Source organism: Labedella populi (assembly GCF_004078655.1).
GTDB lineage: Bacteria > Actinomycetota > Actinomycetes > Actinomycetales > Microbacteriaceae > Labedella > Labedella populi.
This window is the reverse complement of sequence record NZ_RZNC01000003.1, coordinates 216,630-232,982: the sequence shown is the minus strand read 5'-3', so window position 1 is coordinate 232,982 and position 16,353 is coordinate 216,630. Positions and strand designations below refer to the sequence as shown.

General features: G+C 69.0%; 16 protein-coding genes. 1 reads left to right on the top strand and 15 read right to left on the bottom strand.

Features of this window, described 5'->3' with window-relative positions; translation table 11 throughout:
* Positions 1-47: 47 nt before the first annotated feature.
* From ELQ92_RS09625 to hrcA, 10 genes are all read right to left on the bottom strand, one after another.
* Positions 48-740 (bottom strand): response regulator, encoded by a 693-nt coding sequence (locus ELQ92_RS09625; protein ID WP_128498758.1) that lies wholly within the window; start codon positions 738-740, stop codon positions 48-50.
* Positions 737-1,939 (bottom strand): sensor histidine kinase, encoded by a 1,203-nt coding sequence (locus ELQ92_RS09620; protein ID WP_128498757.1) that lies wholly within the window; start codon positions 1,937-1,939, stop codon positions 737-739. The genes ELQ92_RS09625 and ELQ92_RS09620 overlap by 4 nt, the downstream gene beginning before the upstream one ends.
* A gap of 110 nt (positions 1,940-2,049) precedes the next feature.
* Positions 2,050-3,030 (bottom strand): GTPase Era, encoded by a 981-nt coding sequence (era, locus tag ELQ92_RS09615; protein ID WP_128498756.1) that lies wholly within the window; start codon positions 3,028-3,030, stop codon positions 2,050-2,052.
* On the bottom strand, positions 3,027-4,325 hold the full coding sequence (locus tag ELQ92_RS09610) for a hemolysin family protein (RefSeq protein ID WP_128498755.1): 1,299 nt from the start codon (positions 4,323-4,325) through the stop codon (positions 3,027-3,029). The genes era and ELQ92_RS09610 overlap by 4 nt, the downstream gene beginning before the upstream one ends.
* Before the next feature lie 3 nt (positions 4,326-4,328).
* Positions 4,329-4,790: an rRNA maturation RNase YbeY gene (ybeY, locus tag ELQ92_RS09605; RefSeq protein WP_128498754.1), complete on the bottom strand. Its 462-nt coding sequence runs from the start codon at positions 4,788-4,790 to the stop codon at positions 4,329-4,331.
* On the bottom strand, positions 4,787-5,854 hold the full coding sequence (locus ELQ92_RS09600) for a PhoH family protein (RefSeq protein WP_128498753.1): 1,068 nt from the start codon (positions 5,852-5,854) through the stop codon (positions 4,787-4,789). The genes ybeY and ELQ92_RS09600 overlap by 4 nt, the downstream gene beginning before the upstream one ends.
* Positions 5,841-6,197 carry a histidine triad nucleotide-binding protein gene (locus tag ELQ92_RS09595; protein WP_128498752.1) on the bottom strand — a complete coding sequence of 119 codons (357 nt, stop codon included), beginning with the start codon at positions 6,195-6,197 and terminating at the stop codon, positions 5,841-5,843. Before ELQ92_RS09595 ends, ELQ92_RS09600 begins: the two co-directional genes overlap by 14 nt.
* Positions 6,198-6,235: 38 nt before the next feature.
* Positions 6,236-6,967: a 16S rRNA (uracil(1498)-N(3))-methyltransferase gene (locus ELQ92_RS09590; RefSeq protein ID WP_128498751.1), complete on the bottom strand. Its 732-nt coding sequence runs from the start codon at positions 6,965-6,967 to the stop codon at positions 6,236-6,238.
* A 2-nt stretch (positions 6,968-6,969) separates the two neighbouring features.
* Positions 6,970-8,073: a molecular chaperone DnaJ gene (gene dnaJ / locus ELQ92_RS09585; RefSeq protein ID WP_128498750.1), complete on the bottom strand. Its 1,104-nt coding sequence runs from the start codon at positions 8,071-8,073 to the stop codon at positions 6,970-6,972.
* Between the two features lie 93 nt (positions 8,074-8,166).
* The gene (gene hrcA / locus ELQ92_RS09580) at positions 8,167-9,186 is read right to left on the bottom strand and encodes a heat-inducible transcriptional repressor HrcA (protein ID WP_128498749.1); all 1,020 of its coding nucleotides are present in this window, start codon (positions 9,184-9,186) and stop codon (positions 8,167-8,169) included.
* A 217-nt stretch (positions 9,187-9,403) separates the two neighbouring features.
* Here hrcA and ELQ92_RS16600 point away from each other — a divergent pair, with 217 nt between their 5' ends.
* Positions 9,404-10,162, top strand: a complete 759-nt coding sequence (locus tag ELQ92_RS16600) for a DUF4870 domain-containing protein (RefSeq protein ID WP_243694961.1) — start codon at positions 9,404-9,406, stop codon at positions 10,160-10,162.
* A gap of 5 nt (positions 10,163-10,167) precedes the next feature.
* On the opposite strand, the gene hemW is transcribed toward ELQ92_RS16600, so the two are convergent.
* The 5 genes from hemW to ELQ92_RS09550 all read right to left on the bottom strand — a co-directional run bounded on the left by hemW (position 10,168) and on the right by ELQ92_RS09550 (position 16,353).
* Positions 10,168-11,391: a radical SAM family heme chaperone HemW gene (hemW, locus tag ELQ92_RS09570; RefSeq protein ID WP_128498748.1), complete on the bottom strand. Its 1,224-nt coding sequence runs from the start codon at positions 11,389-11,391 to the stop codon at positions 10,168-10,170.
* A gap of 5 nt (positions 11,392-11,396) precedes the next feature.
* Complete coding sequence (locus ELQ92_RS09565; protein WP_128498747.1) at positions 11,397-12,065, bottom strand: DUF1990 family protein; 669 nt, start codon at positions 12,063-12,065, stop codon at positions 11,397-11,399.
* Positions 12,066-12,069: 4 nt separating this feature from the next.
* Complete coding sequence (lepA, locus tag ELQ92_RS09560; protein ID WP_128498746.1) at positions 12,070-13,923, bottom strand: translation elongation factor 4; 1,854 nt, start codon at positions 13,921-13,923, stop codon at positions 12,070-12,072.
* Between the two features lie 97 nt (positions 13,924-14,020).
* Entirely contained in the window at positions 14,021-15,037 is a 1,017-nt protein-coding gene (locus ELQ92_RS09555) for an epimerase (protein ID WP_243694960.1), read from the bottom strand.
* Between the two features lie 137 nt (positions 15,038-15,174).
* Positions 15,175-16,353: a pyridoxal phosphate-dependent aminotransferase gene (locus ELQ92_RS09550; RefSeq protein WP_128498744.1), complete on the bottom strand. Its 1,179-nt coding sequence runs from the start codon at positions 16,351-16,353 to the stop codon at positions 15,175-15,177.

The following is a 16,353-nucleotide window of genomic DNA, read 5'->3' as shown; positions in this document are numbered from 1 at the left end:
AGGAAGCGGCACCGGTCGGGCGCGTCGGCACCCGGTCTGATCAGCCGTCATCCGTGAGGATGAAGCCGTCCCGGATCGACGAGACCGTGCTCGTACGCGTAGATCACGAGCTGGACGCGGTCGCGCAGACCGAGCTTCGCGAGCACGCGCGAGATGTGGGTCTTGACGGTGGCTTCGCTCACGAACTCCTGCGCGGCGATCTCCGCGTTACTGAGCCCGGCCGCGGCGAAGAGGAAGATGTCGTGCTCGCGCGACGTGAGTGTCGAGAATTCCGGAGGCACCGGGGACGTCGTCCCTCCCCCGACGTGTCGGAAGAGTTCGACGGTCGCGCTCGGCGCGATGACGGCGTTCCCGGCGTACACCGTGCGGATGGCGGCGAGGAGGAATTCCGGATGGGTGTCCTTGAGAAGGAATCCGCTCGCTCCGCGTCGGAGTGCCGTCGCGGCGGCTTCGTCGAGATCGAACGTGGTGAGGACGATGATCCGGGGCGCGGGAACGCCTGCGGCGTCGAAGCGTTCGAGGATGGCGCTCGTGGCTTCGATGCCGTCCATCACGGGCATCCGAACGTCCATGAGTACGACGTCGGGTCGCAGGTCGACGGCCCGCGCGACCCCCACGGCACCGTCCTCCGCCTCGGCGACGATCGTCAGGTCCGGCTGGGAGTCGACGAGCATGCGGATGCCCGCCCGGAAGAGCGACTGGTCGTCGACGAGGAGGACGGAGATCGGGGCGTCGGTCATGCGTTGGCCTCTCTGAGGGGTTGCGGGAACGGGATGAGGGCTTCGACGCGGAACGCCTCGTCGCCGATCGTCTCGGCGACGAGGCGGCCCCCGGTGAGCTCGGCTCGCTCGCGCATCCCGGCGATGCCGTGCCCGGGGGACGACGAGACCGGGCCGGGGAGCACCTCGTTCTGGACGCGGACGACGACGCCGTGGGGCACCCAGATGACGCTCACGGACACGGGTCGTGACCGGTCGCCGTGTCGGAGCGCGTTCGTGAGCGACTCCTGAGCGATGCGGTAGACGGCGATCTGGTGGCTCGCCGGCATCGGCCGCGCCTCCCCGCTCTCCTCGAAGCGGATGTCCAGTCCTGCCGCCCGCATCTGCTCGACGAGCCGGTCGAGGTCGCCGATCATCGGTTGCGGTCCACCCGACTGGCTGTGCCGCAACTCCGCGAGGAGGACGCGGACGTCGACGAGCGCAGCCCTCGCGGTCTCGGAGATCGTCTCGAGCGCCGCCTCCCCGACCTGCGGGGCCGTGGCCATCGCGTATCGCGCCCCGTCGGCCTGGGCGATGACGACGGCGAGGGAGTGCGCGACGACGTCGTGCATGTCGCGAGCGATCCGGTTCCGTTCCTGCTCGACGACGATCGTCCGCTCGGCGAGCCGTCTCTCCTGCTCCAGGCGGAACTGCTCGGCCCGCGAGGCGCGGGTCGCCGCCGACTGGCGCATGAGGACTCCGAGACCCCACGCGATCGTGAGGACGAAGATCGCCGCCGCCGATGCGGTCACGATGCTGAAGATCGCCACCGACAGGTTCGCCGGCTCGACCATGGAGATGATCGTTCCGCCGCCGTACACCTGAGCGACCGTGTAGACGGAGGCGATGACGCCTCCGCCGATCGCCGAGACGAGGCCGTACCAGCGGACCCAGCCGTCGCCGTAACGCCCCACCGCGTAGAGGACGCCGAGGATCATGGCGTCGTAGACGTTGGCCGGCTGCTGGCCCGAGAGCTGGATGGCGACCGCGAACCACGCGATGGACAGAGCCGAGGCGGGGGAATACCTCCGCACGGCGAGACCGGCGGCGAGCAGGATGACGACGACGGCGCTCACGCCGGGGATCGGCGAGAGCATGACGAACGGGAGGAAGAGCACACCGACGACGATCGCCACGACGCCGTCGACGACGAGTTGCGTACGCGTGAGGTCCCGAGTCATCACTCCACGCTAACGTGACGGGCGTCGCTCATCTCTCGGTCTCGCCGCCCGTCAGCCGGACGGGCGACGAAGATCATCCTCCGGGCTGACGGGCTGACGGGCAGACGGGCTCAGAAGCCGAGGCGCCGCAACTGCTTCGGGTCGCGCTGCCACTCCTTCGCGACTTTGACGCGCAGCGAGAGGAAGACGGGTGATCCGACGAGTGGCTCGATCTCGGCCCGCGCCCGGATCCCGACGTCGCGCAGCCGGGAGCCGCCCTTCCCGATGATGATCGCCTTCTGGCTGTCGCGCTCGACGAAGACGTTCGCGTAGATCTCGACGAGGTCCTTGTCCTCCCGCCGCTGGATGTCGTCGATCGTGACCGCGAGGGAGTGCGGGAGCTCGTCGGTGACGCCCTCGAGCGCTGCTTCCCGCACGAGTTCGGCGACCCGGTCCTCGAGCGACTCCTCGGTGACGGCCTCGTCGGGATACAGCGCGACCGAGACCGGCAGCAGGGCGAGGATCTCGCTGCTCAACACGTCGAGCTGGATCCCCTCGGTCGAGGACACGGGCACGATGGAGTCCCACTCGCGCAGTTGCGAGACGGCGATGAGCTGATCGCCGACACGGTCCTTCGGCACGTCGTCGATCTTCGTGACGATCGCGATCTTCTTCGCCCGCCCGTAGCGGTCCAGTTGCTCGTTGATGAACCGGTCCCCCGGGCCGATCTTCTCGTCTGCGGGGATGCACAGCCCGATGACGTCGACGTCACCGAGTGTCGATTCGACGAGATCGTTGAGACGTTGACCGAGCAGTGTCCGCGGCCGATGGATCCCGGGGGTGTCGACGATGACGATCTGCCCGTCCGGGCGGTGGACGATGCCGCGGATGGCCCGTCGTGTGGTCTGCGGCTTCGAGCTCGTGATCGCGACCTTCTCACCGACGAGCGCATTGGTGAGCGTCGACTTGCCGACGTTCGGTCGTCCGACGAACGACACGAACCCCGCCCGGTACGCGTTCCGCCCCTCCGTCGCATCCGTCGTCGCGTCGCCGTCGTGCTCGGACGGCCCGTCGTGCTCGGACACGGTGTCGTCGTGCTGGTCTTCGGTCATTCCGCTGCCTCTCGTGCGAGCGCTGCGCGAATCTCGTCGAGCGCCTCCGTCGGTCGTACGACGACGGTCACGAGTCGCTTCCGCCGCCCTTCCACCCGGTCGGCGGTGAGGACCAGTCCGTTCGCCGTCACCTCGTCGCCCGACGTGGGGAGCCTGCCGAGGTGCTTCGTGAGCAGGCCGCCGACCGTGTCGACGTCATCGTCCTCGAGCTCGATGCCGTAGAGCTCGCCCAGCTCGTCGATCGCGAGGCGTGCGCTCACCCGGTGGCCGTCGTCCTCGAGAGCGACGACCTCGTCGAGCTCGGTGTCGTACTCGTCGGAGATCTCCCCGACGAGCTCCTCGATGAGGTCCTCGATCGTGACGAGACCGGCCACGCCGCCGTACTCGTCGACGACGATCGCGAGGTGGTTCGATTCCGCTTGCATCTGGGCGAGCAGGGAGTCGGCCTTCTTCGACTCGGGGACGAAGAGAGCGGGTTTCGCGATCGCACCGGCCGTGAGACGTTCGGCCTCGGCGGGCGTCTCGTAGCCGATACGTGCGACATCCTTGAGGTAGAGGATGCCCACGATCTCGTCGACGTCACCGTCGATCACGGGAAGGCGGGAGACACCCGTGCGGAGGAACACGCCGGTCGCCTCCTGGACGCTCTCCCCCGCGTCGATCACGATCATGTCGGTCCGTGGGACCATCACCTCGCGGATGACGGTCTGGTTGAACTCGAAGATCGAGTGGATGAGCGCGCGCTCGTCCTCCTCCAGCACCGCGAGCTCCGTCGCCTCGTCAACCATGCTGAGCAATTGCTCCTCGGACGAGAAGGCCGAGTTCCGGGAGACGCCGGGAGTGACCCGGTTGCCGAAGGACACGAGCGCGTCGGCGAGCGGGCCGAGGACCACACGGACGGCGTGGACCACGGGCGCGCTGACCTGGAGGATGGCGTCGGCGTTGTTCCGACCGAAGCCGCGAGGGCTCGCACCCACGAGCACGAACGAGACGGCGGTCATGAGGAGGGCGGACAGTACGAGAGCGAGCCACAACGAGTCGAGGGAGAACGAGAATGCGAGGGTCACGAGCACAGCGGCCGTCGTCTCCGCGCAGATCCTGATGAACGAGAGGGCGTTCGCGTGGGTCCCGCTGTCCTCGGCGATGCGGACGAGCGAGGTGCGTGTCCGCGACTCGATCGCGAGCGCGAGGATGTCGGCGCGCGACTTGACGGAGATCGCCGCCTCGGCGGCCGAGATGAGGCCGGCGAACGCGACGAGGAGCAACGACCCGGCGATGAGCCAGACGAGGAGCATGTGTCAGCCGCGCCGCTCACGCATCGCGAAACCGAGGAGGATGTCGCGCTGGATGCCGAACATCTCCTTCTCCTCATCGGGCTCCGCGTGGTCGAATCCCAGGAGGTGGAGGACGCCGTGCGTCGTGAGCAGCAGCAACTCGTCGATCGTGGCGTGACCGGCGGTCTCGGCCTGCGACTCTGCGACCTGAGGGCAGAGCACGATGTCACCGAGCAGGCCTGGAGGGGTCGGGTCGTCCTCAGTGCCCGGACGGAGTTCGTCCATCGGGAAACTCAGCACGTCCGTGGGGCCGGGCTCGTCCATCCACTGCACGTGCAGTTGCTCCATGGCGGCCTCGTCGACGAGCACGATGTTGAGCTCCGCCTCCTCGCTCACGTGCATGACGCCGAGCGCGAAGTCGGCGATGCGGAGGATCCTGCTCTCGTCGACGTCGACCCCGGACTCGTTGTTGATCTCGATGCTCATGAGCGGCCTCCACGCGGCATGCGGTCCCGGGGAGCGGCGCCTCGGCGCTCGGCGCGGTTCGCGAACTCGCGCGCCTGTTCACGCTCGAAGTGGTCTGCCTGCTTGCGGGCGTCGTACTCGCTGTACGCGTCGACGATGCGGCCGACGAGCGTGTGGCGGACGACGTCCTCGCTCGTGAGCCGGGCGAAGTGGATGTCGTCGATGTCGGCGAGGACACGGGTGACGAGTCGGAGGCCCGAGGCGTTGGTCGGCAGGTCGATCTGGGTGATGTCGCCCGTGATGACCATCTTCGAGCCGAATCCGAGGCGCGTGAGGAACATCTTCATCTGCTCCGGCGAGGTGTTCTGCGCCTCGTCGAGCACGATGAAGGAGTCGTTGAGCGTGCGACCGCGCATGTAGGCGAGCGGCGCGACCTCGATCGTTCCCGCGGCGAGCAGCTTGGGGACGAGCTCGGGGTCCATCATCTCGTTGAGCGCATCGTACAGCGGGCGGAGGTAGGGATCGATCTTGTCGGTGAGTGTCCCGGGGAGGAACCCGAGCCGCTCCCCCGCCTCGACGGCGGGACGCGTGAGGATGATGCGGTTGACTTCCTTGCGCTGGAGCGCCTGGACGGCTTTCGCCATGGCGAGGTAGGTCTTCCCGGTTCCGGCGGGCCCGATACCGAAGACGATCGTGTTCTCGTCGATCGCGTCGACGTAGGCCTTCTGCCCGGCGGTCTTCGGCCGGATGCTCTTCCCGCGAGAAGTGAGCACGGCCTGACCGCCGAGCACGTCGGCGGGTCGGCCGTCACCCTCGATGATGCGGGCGGACGACCGGACCTCGGCAGGATCGAGGTCCTGCCCATTGCGGATCATGATGAGGAGCTCCTCGATGAGAGTCGTGGCGGCGGCGACCTGCTCCGGGTCGCCGCTCAAAGTGATGTCGTTGCCGCGCGTCTGAACCTCGACGAGCGGGTACTGGGTCTCGATCGTCCGCAGGAGCCGATCCTGCGGGCCGAAGAGGCGGACGAGCGCGATTCCGTCGATGTGGAGGCGGGAGACCCCGCCGCCGTCAGGCTCCGCCAAGCGATGCCTCCTCGAGGCCGCCGGCGAGGACGTGCGCGTGCACGTGGAAGACGGTCTGCCCGGCTCGCTCACCGGTGTTGAAGACGAGGCGGAAGTGCCCGTCGGCCAAGTCGGAGGCGATGCGCTGCGCTGTCGCGACGAGTTCCGCGAGCAGCGCGGGGTCGTTCGCCGCCAGTTCCGTCACGTCTCGGTACTCCTCCGTCTTCGGGACGACGAGGACGTGAACGGGCGCTTGCGGGGCGATGTCGCGGAAGGCGATGACCGCGTCCGACTCGAACACGACGTCCGCCGGGATCTCGCGCGCGACGATGCGGCTGAAGATGCTCGGTTCGGTGGTGGTCATGTCATCCATTCTACGGCCGCGGCGGGGCGGACGGGCCGTCACCAGCGACCGAGCACGACGTTTGCCACGGCGATCGCCGCGGGGCCGGCCGTCGACGTCCTCAGCACGGTGTCGCCGAGGACGACCGGGGTCGCTCCGGCCTCGGCCATCGCAGTGATCTCCTCGGCTCCGAAGCCCCCCTCGGGTCCAACGACGAGCACGATGCGGCGCGTGTCGTCCGGGGTCGAGCGCACGGCGTCGGCGAGTCGGACGGTCGCTCGCGGGTGGAGCACGAGCACGTGGTCGCGCGGGTCGACGAGGGCCGCCGGGGTGGTCGGCGGGGCGACGTCCGGAACCCAGGATCGGATGGCCTGTTTGCTCGCCTCCCGCACGATGCTCTCCCAACGGGCGACACCCTTGTCGAGCTTCGGCCCGCTCCACCGGGAGACGCTGCGAGCGGCCTGCAGTGGCACGACGCCCGAGACGCCGACCTCTGTCGCGGCCTGGACCGCGAGTTCGTCGCGGTCGCCCTTCGCGAGGGCCTGGGCGAGCCACAGCTCGGGTCGCGGTCGTTCCTCCGATCGGAGGGGACCGATATGGAACACGACTCCGCCGCCCGTCACGGACTCGACCGTGGCGTCGGCGATGGTCCCCCGACCGTCTCCGAGCAGGACGTCCTCGCCCGTCCGGACACGGTTCACGGCGGCGTGGTGCGCCTCACGACCGTCGAGGGCGATGAGGTCACCGGCCGCGTGATCCGCGAGCCCGTCGACGAGGTAGAGGGAACTCATGGTCAGCCGAGGAAACGGTCGCGGAGCTTCGAGAAGAGGCCCTGATGGAAGTGCGCGAGTTGCGGCCCGTGCTGCTTCCGGCCCTTCGCGAACCTCTGGATGAGTTCCCGCTCCTTGTGATCGAGCTTCGTGGGTGTCACGACCTGGATGCCGATTCGGAGGTCGCCGCGACCGGAACCGCGCAGCCGCGTGATGCCACGGCCTTTCACGGTGAGGATCTCCCCGCTCTGAACCCCGGGACGCAGCTCGACGTCGACGTCGCCGTCGAGGGCCGGGACGGTCGTCTCGGCCCCGAGGATCGCGTCCGTCATGGGCACCTCGAGCGTGCAGAGGATGTCGTCGCCGTTGCGGCTGAAGTCCTCGTTCGGGCGGACGGAGATCTCGAGGAACAGGTCGCCGTTGGGCCCGCCGGCCTGACCGACCTCGCCGCTGCCGGGCATCTGCAAACGCAGACCGCTGTCGACGCCGGCCGGGATGTCGACGGGAACGGTGCGGTGGGCGCGCACGCGCCCTTGACCGCCGCACGTGAGGCAGGGGTGAGGGATGACGGTGCCGTAGCCGCGGCAGGTGCCGCACGGCGATGCCGTCATGACGTTGCCCAGGAGCGATCGGACCGTGCGCTGGATCTGCCCGGTTCCGCGACAGACGTCACACGTCACGGGGTCGGTCCCCGGCTGGCAGCACGAGCCGTTGCAGGTCTCGCAGAGGACGGCCGTGTCGACCTCGAGGTCGCGGTGCGTCCCGAAGATGACCTCCTCGAGGTCCACCTCGACGCGCAGGAGCGCGTCCTGTCCTCGCTCCCGGCGGGACCGCGGACCACGTTGAGCCCCGCCGCCGAAGAACGAATCGAAGATGTCGCCGAAGCCCGAGAACCCTGCCCCGCCGCCCCCTCCGAAGCCGCCGGCGTCGCCGAGGTCGTAGCGCTGGCGCTGTTCGGGGTCGCTCAACACGTCATAGGCGTGCGTGACCTCCTTGAACCGCTCGGACGCATCGGCGCCGGGATTCACGTCGGGGTGCAGCTCGCGGGCGAGCTTGCGGTACGCCTTCTTGATCTCGTCGGCGCTCGCATCGCGCGAGACGCCGAGGACGTCGTAGTGGTCAGCCACGCAGGGCCTTTCGTCTGGGGTGCGCCGGTGTCGGGGGACGACCGACGACGCGGATTACGGTTTCGAACACCCACCGGGCGGGGCGGGCGTGGGTCACGACTCCCCGAGGAGTCTGGTCAGGTAGCGAGCCACAGCACGAACGGCGGCCATGTTGCTCGAGTAGTCCATGCGGGTGGGGCCGAGAACGCCGAGGCGGGCCGTTTCGCCCGGGGCCGTCGTGTAATCGCTCACGACGAGGCTCGTCTCGGACAGTCCGTATGCGGCGTTCTCGCGCCCGATGCGGGCGGAGACGCCGAACGCGTCGGACTGCATCTCCCCGAACAGCCGAAGGAGGACGACCTGCTGCTCGAGCGCTTCGAGGACGGGGAAGATGCTGCGGAAGTCGTCCTCGGTGCGGGCGAGGTTCGCCGACCCCGCGAGGACGAGCCGGTCCTGACGGTAGTGGCCCAGCTGGCCGATGACGGCGTCGGCGACGAGTCGGCCGAGCTGCTGCAGCGGGACGTCGAGGTCATCGGGCAACCCTTCGAGAGCGGCGGCGGCGTCGGCGATCGTCCGTCCGACCGCTGCATCGCCGATGGCGACCTTGACGCGATCGACGTCCGACGGGTCGACGGGAGTCACGGTTTCGACGATGCGCTGCTCGACCCGCCCTGAATCGGTGATGAGGACGGCGAGCAGTCGCGACGGTGCGAGCGTGACGAGCTCGACGTGGCGCACAGACGCGTTCGTGAACGACGGGTACTGCACGAGCGCGACCTGGTTCGTGAGTTGCGAGAGCAGCCGCACGGTGCGCGAGAGCACATCATCGAGATCGATCGACTCCCCGAGGAACTGCTCGATCGCGAGCCGCTGAGCGCTCGAGAGCGGTCGGCGATCGGCGAGCTGGTCGACGAAGAGCCGGTAGCCCTTGTCCGTGGGGACTCGCCCGCTCGACGTGTGGGGGGCGACGATGAGTTCCTCCTCCTCGAGGAGGGCCATGTCGTTGCGGATGGTCGCGGCGGAGACGCCGAACGCGTGCCGCTCCACGATCGTCTTCGACCCGACGGGCTCCCGCGAGGCGACGTAGTCGTGCACGATGGCCTTGAGGACGTCGAGTCCGCGTTCCGAAACCATCAGCGTCCTCCCGTCGCTCGTTGGCACTCACCTGCACTGAGTGCCAATAATACCCCGCCTTCCGACGCTGCGTCCGGAGGCGGCCAGAGTCGGGGGCGTCGCGCCGATTGCGGCTCGTTCCGCGGGACCGATACCGTGATGCTGTGCCCAGGACGGGTTCGTCCCGAGGGTCTCGTGCACCGAGACCCTGCACGTCATCCGATCGAAAGGAACGGCGATGACCGACCCCTCCTCCCCCCAGTCGGGAGATCAGCAGCCGGACTCCCCGAACGGCCAGCCTCAATACGGCGCTCCGCAGCCCCCGGTTCCCCCGCAGCCGTCGTACGGCGCACCGGCGCAGGGCGGTCAGCCCGCGTACGGCGCCCCGACGCCGGGTCAGCCTCCTTACGGTGCGCCGCAGGGACAGCCCGGGTACGGCGCCCCGCAGGGACAGCCCGGGTACGGTGCGCCGCAGGGACAGCCCGGGTACGGCGCACCGCAGGGACAGCACGGGTACGGCGTTCCCCAGGGTGGACAGCCCGGCCAGGGCGGCTACGGCCAGCAGCCTCCATACGGACAGCAGCCCTACGGCCAGCACGGCGGTGCCGCACCGCTCTCCCCCGCCGAGGACAAGCAGTGGGCGATGTGGTCACACTTCGGCGGAGTCATCGGATTCCTCCCGTCGCTCATCATCTTCCTCGTCTTCAAGGACCGCGGCGGATTCACCCGTCAGGAGTCCAAGGAAGCGCTCAACTGGCAGATCACCTGGATCCTCGTCAACATCGCCGTCCAGATCCTCACCGGCATCATCGGCGGCATCATCGGCTTCAGCATGGGATACAGCTACGGCTACGGGCTCGGCATCCTCAGCTTGCTCCTCAGCCTCATCGGCTGGCTGCCATACCTCGCGAACCTCGTGTTCTCGATCATCGGCGGCGTCAAGGTCAACGGCGGATCGGCCTACCGCTACCCGCTCAACTTCCGGTTCATCAAGTAGGACGGTCAGGCCACGAGTCGACGCACGACGGCGTCGGCGAGAAGCCGCCCCCGCAGGCTGAGGACGATCCTCCCGCGCAGGGCGGCTTCTCCGTTCACGAGCCCGTCCGCGATGAGTCCCGCTACCGCGGTGCGGCCCTCCGTCGCAAGCGCATCGATCGCGAGCCCGTCGGCGATGCGGGTCTCGAGCAGCACGCGTTCGACGAGCCGGGTCGAGCCGTCGAGGGTCTCTCGCCCGTGGGCCGGCGAGGCGTCCTCCGCGATGAGGGCGGCGTATGCCGCCGGGTGCTTGACGTTCCACCAGCGCACGCCGCCGACGTGGCTGTGCGCGCCGGGACCGATCCCCCACCAGTCCGAACCGCGCCAGTACGACAGGTTGTGACGTGAGCGGAACCCGGGCGACGCCGCCCAGTTGCTCACTTCGTACCAGGAGTACCCGGAGCGGCCGAGCATCTCGTCGGCGAGCTCGTACATGTCGGCCTGCAGATCGTCGGACGGCGCCTCGAGCTGACCCGAGCGGATGCGTCGAGCGAGACGTGTGCCCTGCTCGACGATGAGCGCATAGGCCGAGACGTGGTCAGGGCGCTGCGTGATCGCCGTCTCGAGCGAGGTCCGCCAGTCGTCGATCGATTCGCCCGGAGTCCCGTAGATGAGGTCGAGGCTCACCTGGAGTCCGGCCTCGCGCGCCGCGGCGACGACGACGGGGATGCGTTCCGGGTCGTGCGTGCGGTCGAGGGTCGCGAGGACCCGCGGGACGGCCGATTGCATCCCGAACGACACGCGCGTGAAGCCGGCGGCCGCGAGCCGCCCGAGATACTCGGCGTCGACGCTGTCGGGGTTCGCCTCGGTCGTGATCTCGGCGCCCTCCGCGATCCCGAAGCGCGACCGGACGCCCTCGAGCATCCGGACGAGGTCTCCAGCAGGCAGGAGGGTCGGCGTGCCGCCACCGAAGAAGACGGTGGTGGCCGGGCGCTCGGGAAGACCGGCGCCCTCGAGGACGCGAGCCGCGAGCTCCATCTCGGCGACGGCGGTCGACGCGTAGTCAGCCCGCGACGCGCCGCGCAGCTCCGTGGCCGTATAGGTGTTGAAGTCGCAATATCCGCAGCGGACGGTGCAGAAGGGCACGTGCACGTAGACGCCGAAGGCGCGCTCGTCAGCGCCGTTCGCGACGGACACGGGGAGTGCGCCGTCTCGAGGTGCGGGGTCGGCGAGAGGGAGCGGACCGCCCACGGGGTTTACTCCGAGACCTGTCCGCGCGAACGGGCCGCCCAGAGGGGCGAGAGCGTGCGGGCGAAGCGCGTCGACAGCGCCGTCCAGCGGCGGCGTGCGAGCCAACGGAGGACGCGGTAGTGGAGGGCTCGCGCACGGAAGACGGAGCGTTGGCGGAAGTGCACGCTGTCGTCGTCCCCGAGCTCCACGATGTATGCGTCCTCCCCGCTCACGACGCAGCCGCCGAGCGTACCGAACGTCACGCTCACGCGGCGCTCGTCCTCGACGACCGAGACCACGCGGACGCGGCTCGTCACGCGGTAGAGGCCGACGCGGCCGCTGAGCCTCGCCGACGCGCCCGAGGAGACGTAGGGGATGCCGTCGGACGTGAAGCGCTCCTCAGCGGAGAGCGTCGCGGGGGCGATTGGCGTCCCGTCCTCGGCGAAACGCACGCCGGTGTAGGCGCCCGGTTCACCGTGCGAGAGCACCTGGACGGCGATGCCGGAACCGCGGTAGAGGTCCCACGACATGATCGAGTCCACGGCCTGCGTGAAGCGCTCGACGCCGCTGCCGAGGCGGACCTCGACCTCCGCGGACCGGAAGCCGCGCGGCGGGTACTGCAGCATGTCGGGAGCGGCCGTGGCTCCGACGGAGCCGTAGTCGACGTGCACGTCCTCGAAGGTCTCGCGGCGCATGGCTCTACTTCTTGTCCTTCTTCGTCTCGGTGTCTCCGGAGAGCGCAGCGATGAAGGCCTCTTGCGGCACCTCGACCTTGCCGACCATCTTCATGCGCTTCTTGCCCTCCTTCTGCTTCTCGAGCAGTTTGCGCTTGCGGGTGATGTCACCGCCATAACACTTCGCGAGGACATCCTTGCGCATCGCGCGGATCGATTCGCGGGCGATGATGCGCGCGCCGATCGCCGCCTGGATCGGGACCTCGAACTGCTGGCGCGGGATGAGGTTCTTGAGGCGCTCCGTCATGAGTACGCCGTAGGCGTATGCCTTGTCGCGGTGCACGATCGCGCTGAACGCGTCGACCTGCTCCCCCTGCAGCAGGATGTCGACCTTCACGAGATCCGCCTCCTGCTCCCCCGCCGGCTCGTAGTCGAGCGACGCGTAGCCCTGGGTGCGGCTCTTGAGGTGGTCGAAGAAGTCGAAGACGATCTCACCGAGCGGCATCGTGTACCGCAGCTCGACGCGATCCTCGCCGAGGTACTCCATGCCGAGGAGCGTACCCCGGCGCGACTGGCACAGTTCCATGATCGTGCCGACGTAGTCCTTCGGCGCGAGCACGCCCACCTTGACGACGGGCTCGGAGACGGCCTGGATCTTCCCGCCGGGGAACTCGCTCGGGTTCGTGACGGTGACGGTCTTCTTGTCCTCCGTCGTGACCTCGTAGGTCACCGACGGAGCGGTCGCGATGAGGTCGAGCCCGAACTCGCGCTCGAGACGCTCGGTGATGATCTCGAGGTGGAGGAGGCCGAGGAAGCCGCAGCGGAAGCCGAAGCCGAGGGCCACGGAGGTCTCCGGCTCGTAGTTGAGGGCCGCGTCCGAGAGCTTGAGCTTGTCGAGCGCTTCGCGCAGGTCCGGGTAGTCGGCGCCGTCGATCGGGTAGAGCCCCGAGAAGACCATGGGCTTCGGGTCGGTGTATCCGGGCAGCGCCTCGGCCGCGGGCTTCATCGCGGTCGTGACGGTATCACCGACCTTCGATTGCCGCACGTCCTTCACGCCGGTGATGAGGTAGCCGACCTCGCCGACGCCGAGCCCTTTCGTGGGGAGCGGCTCGGGAGAGGAGACGCCGATCTCGAGGAGCTCGTGTACGGCGCGCGTCGACATCATCTGGATGCGCTCGCGCGGACTGAGCGAGCCGTCGATCATCCGGACGTACGTGACGACGCCGCGGTAGGTGTCGTAGACGGAGTCGAAGATCATCGCGCGTGCCGGGGCGTCGGCGTCGCCCGTCGGGCTCGGGATGCGCTCGACGACACGGTCGAGCAGCTCCTCGACTCCCATGCCCGTCTTCCCGGAGACGCGAAGTACGTCCTCGGGCCGGCCTCCGATGAGTCCCGCGAGTTCGGCCGCGTACTTGTCCGGGTCGGCTGCGGGGAGGTCGATCTTGTTGAGGACCGGGATGATCTCGAGATCGTTCTCGAGCGCCAGATACAGGTTGGCGAGGGTCTGTGCCTCGATGCCCTGTGCGGCGTCGACGAGAAGGATGGCGCCCTCGCACGCAGCGAGAGAGCGCGAGACCTCGTAGGTGAAGTCCACGTGGCCGGGCGTGTCGATCATGTTGAGGGCGAACGTCTCGCCGTTCCTCGACCAGGGCATCCGCACGGCCTGGCTCTTGATCGTGATGCCGCGTTCGCGCTCGATGTCCATCCGGTCGAGGTACTGCGCACGCATGTCGCGGTCGGCGACGACGCCCGTGATCTGGAGCATCCGGTCGGCGAGCGTCGACTTGCCGTGGTCGATGTGCGCAATGATGCAGAAGTTGCGGATCGACGCCGGTGGTGTGGAGGCGGGCTGGAGTGCCGTAGTCGCTCGGGGGCTCACGCGGTCCTCACGTCAGGGGTGGTTCGGTGGACATCACATTGTCCCACGGTGCCGACGGACTCGCGCACGGCGGGGCGGACCGCGGGTCGCACGGGTGTCAGCGACCCGCGCGGACGACGGCGTCCACGGCACCCCGGAGTTCGGGGTGACGGAACTCGTACCCCATCGCGGTGAGGCGTTCCGGGACGACCCAGCGGCTCTTGAGGAGGAGTTCCGACTCCGTCCGCATCGCGAGCGCACCGAGCTCGATCATCCAGCGACGCAGCGGGATGCCGACGGGCATGCGCACGGAGCGGCGGACGGTCGCCATGAGCTCGCCGTTGTCGACGGGACCCGGCGCGCACACGTTGAGAGCTCCGTGGATGGACTCGTCTGCGATGACGCGCCGGACGATGCCGAGCACGTCGTCGAGGTGCACCCAGCTGAACATCTGGCGTCCGTGGGTCGGGCGGTACTCGTGGAAGGCACCGGCCGCGCGCTTCTCACGCGGCGCCCACCATCGGCCGTCGAGCTGACGGCCGCCGAGGCCGAACCGCGCGAGGCCGAGCAACGGCGCGAGAGCCGAGCCGTGGCCGAGCACGATCGCCATGCGCAGTGCGACACGGCGCGTCCCGCCGAGATCCGGGGAGAAGAACGCGTGTTCCCACGCCGTCGCGACACCGACCGAGAACCCCTCACCGATCTCGCCGGTCGACTCCGTCATCGGGCGGTCCATGGCGTGCCGGTAGATGGTCGCCGTGCTCGCGTTGATCCAGAGAGGGGGCGGCGAGGCCGACCGGGTGATCGATCGGGCGATCGCCGCAGTCGTCGCCGTGCGAGAGTTCAGGATCTCCCGCCGGTTCCGCGGGCTGTAGCGGCAGCTGACGTTCTTGCCCGCGAGGTTCACCACGACGGCGGCTCCGTCCACGGCGGCGTCGAGGCCAGCGGCGTCGCCCCACGCGACGTGCGCCCGGCCGGACTCTGCTCGGCCGACGGTGACGATCTCGTACCCCTGGGATCGGAGATCGGCGACGATCGCCGAACCGACGAATCCGCCCGCTCCCGTCACGACCGCGCGGCCGAGGGTCCCCCCGTGCGCGTGTGTCTCACCCGTCTCGGGCGCTCGTCCGGACACGGGAGTCATCGCGCCGCGGGGAAGAAGCGGGACGACAGGGGAAGGACGCTTCCGCCGACGATGCTGAGCGGCGCAGAGGAGAGAGACATGCTCCGAGCGTATCCCCGTGGCTCCCCGCCCGTCGGTCGATCCGCGACTCAGCCGGCGGCGGGGACGTCGACGACGAGCGAGTCGCCACCGGGAGCCGGCAGTCGACGGAGTCCGTCGAGGAGCCGGGATCGATCGGCGGCGAGGCAGACCCGGATCCATCCCTCCCCTGACCGGCCGAACGCGCTCCCCGGAGCGACGGCCACTCGTTTCTCGAGCAGGAACCTCTCGGTCCACGACGCGACGTCGCCACCCGTTGCATGGGAGACGTCGATCCAGAGGTAGAACGCCCCGTCGGGTTCGAGGTACGAGATACCCCGCTCATCGAGGAGGGCGACCGCCGCCTCCGCGTTCGCCGCGTAATGCGCGAGGGCGACATCGACGGGCTCACGGGACCCGGAGAGGGCCGCGACGGCGGCGCGTTGATCCGGGGTCGGGACGCAACTGATCATCGCCTCCTGAACGGTACGCATGACGCCCGCGAACCCGGGAGGCGTGACGAGGTATCCCACCCGGATCCCGGTCATCGCATAGGTCTTCGAGAGCGAGAAGACGCTGAAGACCCGGCCGTCGGTGTCGAGGGTGGCCGGGCTCGTGTGCGTGCCGCGGAACGTGAAGTACTCGTAGACCTCGTCGGAGAGGATCCAGAGATCGTGGCGCGCCGCGAGGTCGACGAGGCTCTGGAGCACCTCGGTCGAGAACACCCGACCGAGCGGGTTCGACGGAGAGTTGACGAGCAGGACTCGCGTCCTCGGCGTGATGAGCGACTCGAGCTGCGCGATGTCCGGGACGAAGCCGTGCTCCGGCTCCAGTCGGTAGGGCACGGGCACCGCCTGCAGCATGCGGGCGTTCATCGCGAACGTCGTGTAGCCGGGGTCGGGAACGAGGATCTCGTCGCCCGCGTCGAGAAGGAGTCCCATCGCCTGGAAGAGCGCTTGCGTCGCACCGATCGTGACCCAGACCTGTTCCACGTCGACCTCGATCCCGTTGTCTCGGGCGAGCTTCTCGACGATCGCCCGCCGGAGGGCCGGGATGCCGCCGTTGGCCGTGTAGCCGGTCTCCCCCGCAGCCCACGCATCGATCGCGGCGTGGGTGATGTGGGGAGCGACGGGCTGGTCCGGCTCTCCGACGGCGAGGATGTTGACGTCGTCGAGGGTGAGGGCGATCTCGAAGAGACGCCGGATCCCGGACTCCGGGACGGACGCCATGTGCGGGGCGAGCTGCGGCAT

Excerpts from the sequence above, each read along its gene's own strand:
- ELQ92_RS09625 (WP_128498758.1), bottom strand. The coding sequence starts at position 740 with ATGACCGACGCCCCGATCTCCGTCCTCCTCGTCGACGACCAGTCGCTC.
- ELQ92_RS09620 (WP_128498757.1), bottom strand. The coding sequence starts at position 1,939 with ATGACTCGGGACCTCACGCGTACGCAACTCGTCGTCGACGGCGTCGTG.
- era (WP_128498756.1), bottom strand. The coding sequence starts at position 3,030 with ATGACCGAAGACCAGCACGACGACACCGTGTCCGAGCACGACGGGCCG.
- ELQ92_RS09610 (WP_128498755.1), bottom strand. The coding sequence starts at position 4,325 with ATGCTCCTCGTCTGGCTCATCGCCGGGTCGTTGCTCCTCGTCGCGTTC.
- ybeY (WP_128498754.1), bottom strand. The coding sequence starts at position 4,790 with ATGAGCATCGAGATCAACAACGAGTCCGGGGTCGACGTCGACGAGAGC.
- ELQ92_RS09595 (WP_128498752.1), bottom strand. The coding sequence starts at position 6,197 with ATGACCACCACCGAACCGAGCATCTTCAGCCGCATCGTCGCGCGCGAG.
- ELQ92_RS09590 (WP_128498751.1), bottom strand. The coding sequence starts at position 6,967 with ATGAGTTCCCTCTACCTCGTCGACGGGCTCGCGGATCACGCGGCCGGT.
- hrcA (WP_128498749.1), bottom strand. The coding sequence starts at position 9,186 with ATGGTTTCGGAACGCGGACTCGACGTCCTCAAGGCCATCGTGCACGAC.
- ELQ92_RS16600 (WP_243694961.1), top strand. The coding sequence starts at position 9,404 with ATGACCGACCCCTCCTCCCCCCAGTCGGGAGATCAGCAGCCGGACTCC.
- ELQ92_RS09565 (WP_128498747.1), bottom strand. The coding sequence starts at position 12,065 with ATGCGCCGCGAGACCTTCGAGGACGTGCACGTCGACTACGGCTCCGTC.
- ELQ92_RS09550 (WP_128498744.1), bottom strand. The coding sequence starts at position 16,353 with ATGCCGCAGCTCGCCCCGCACATGGCGTCCGTCCCGGAGTCCGGGATC.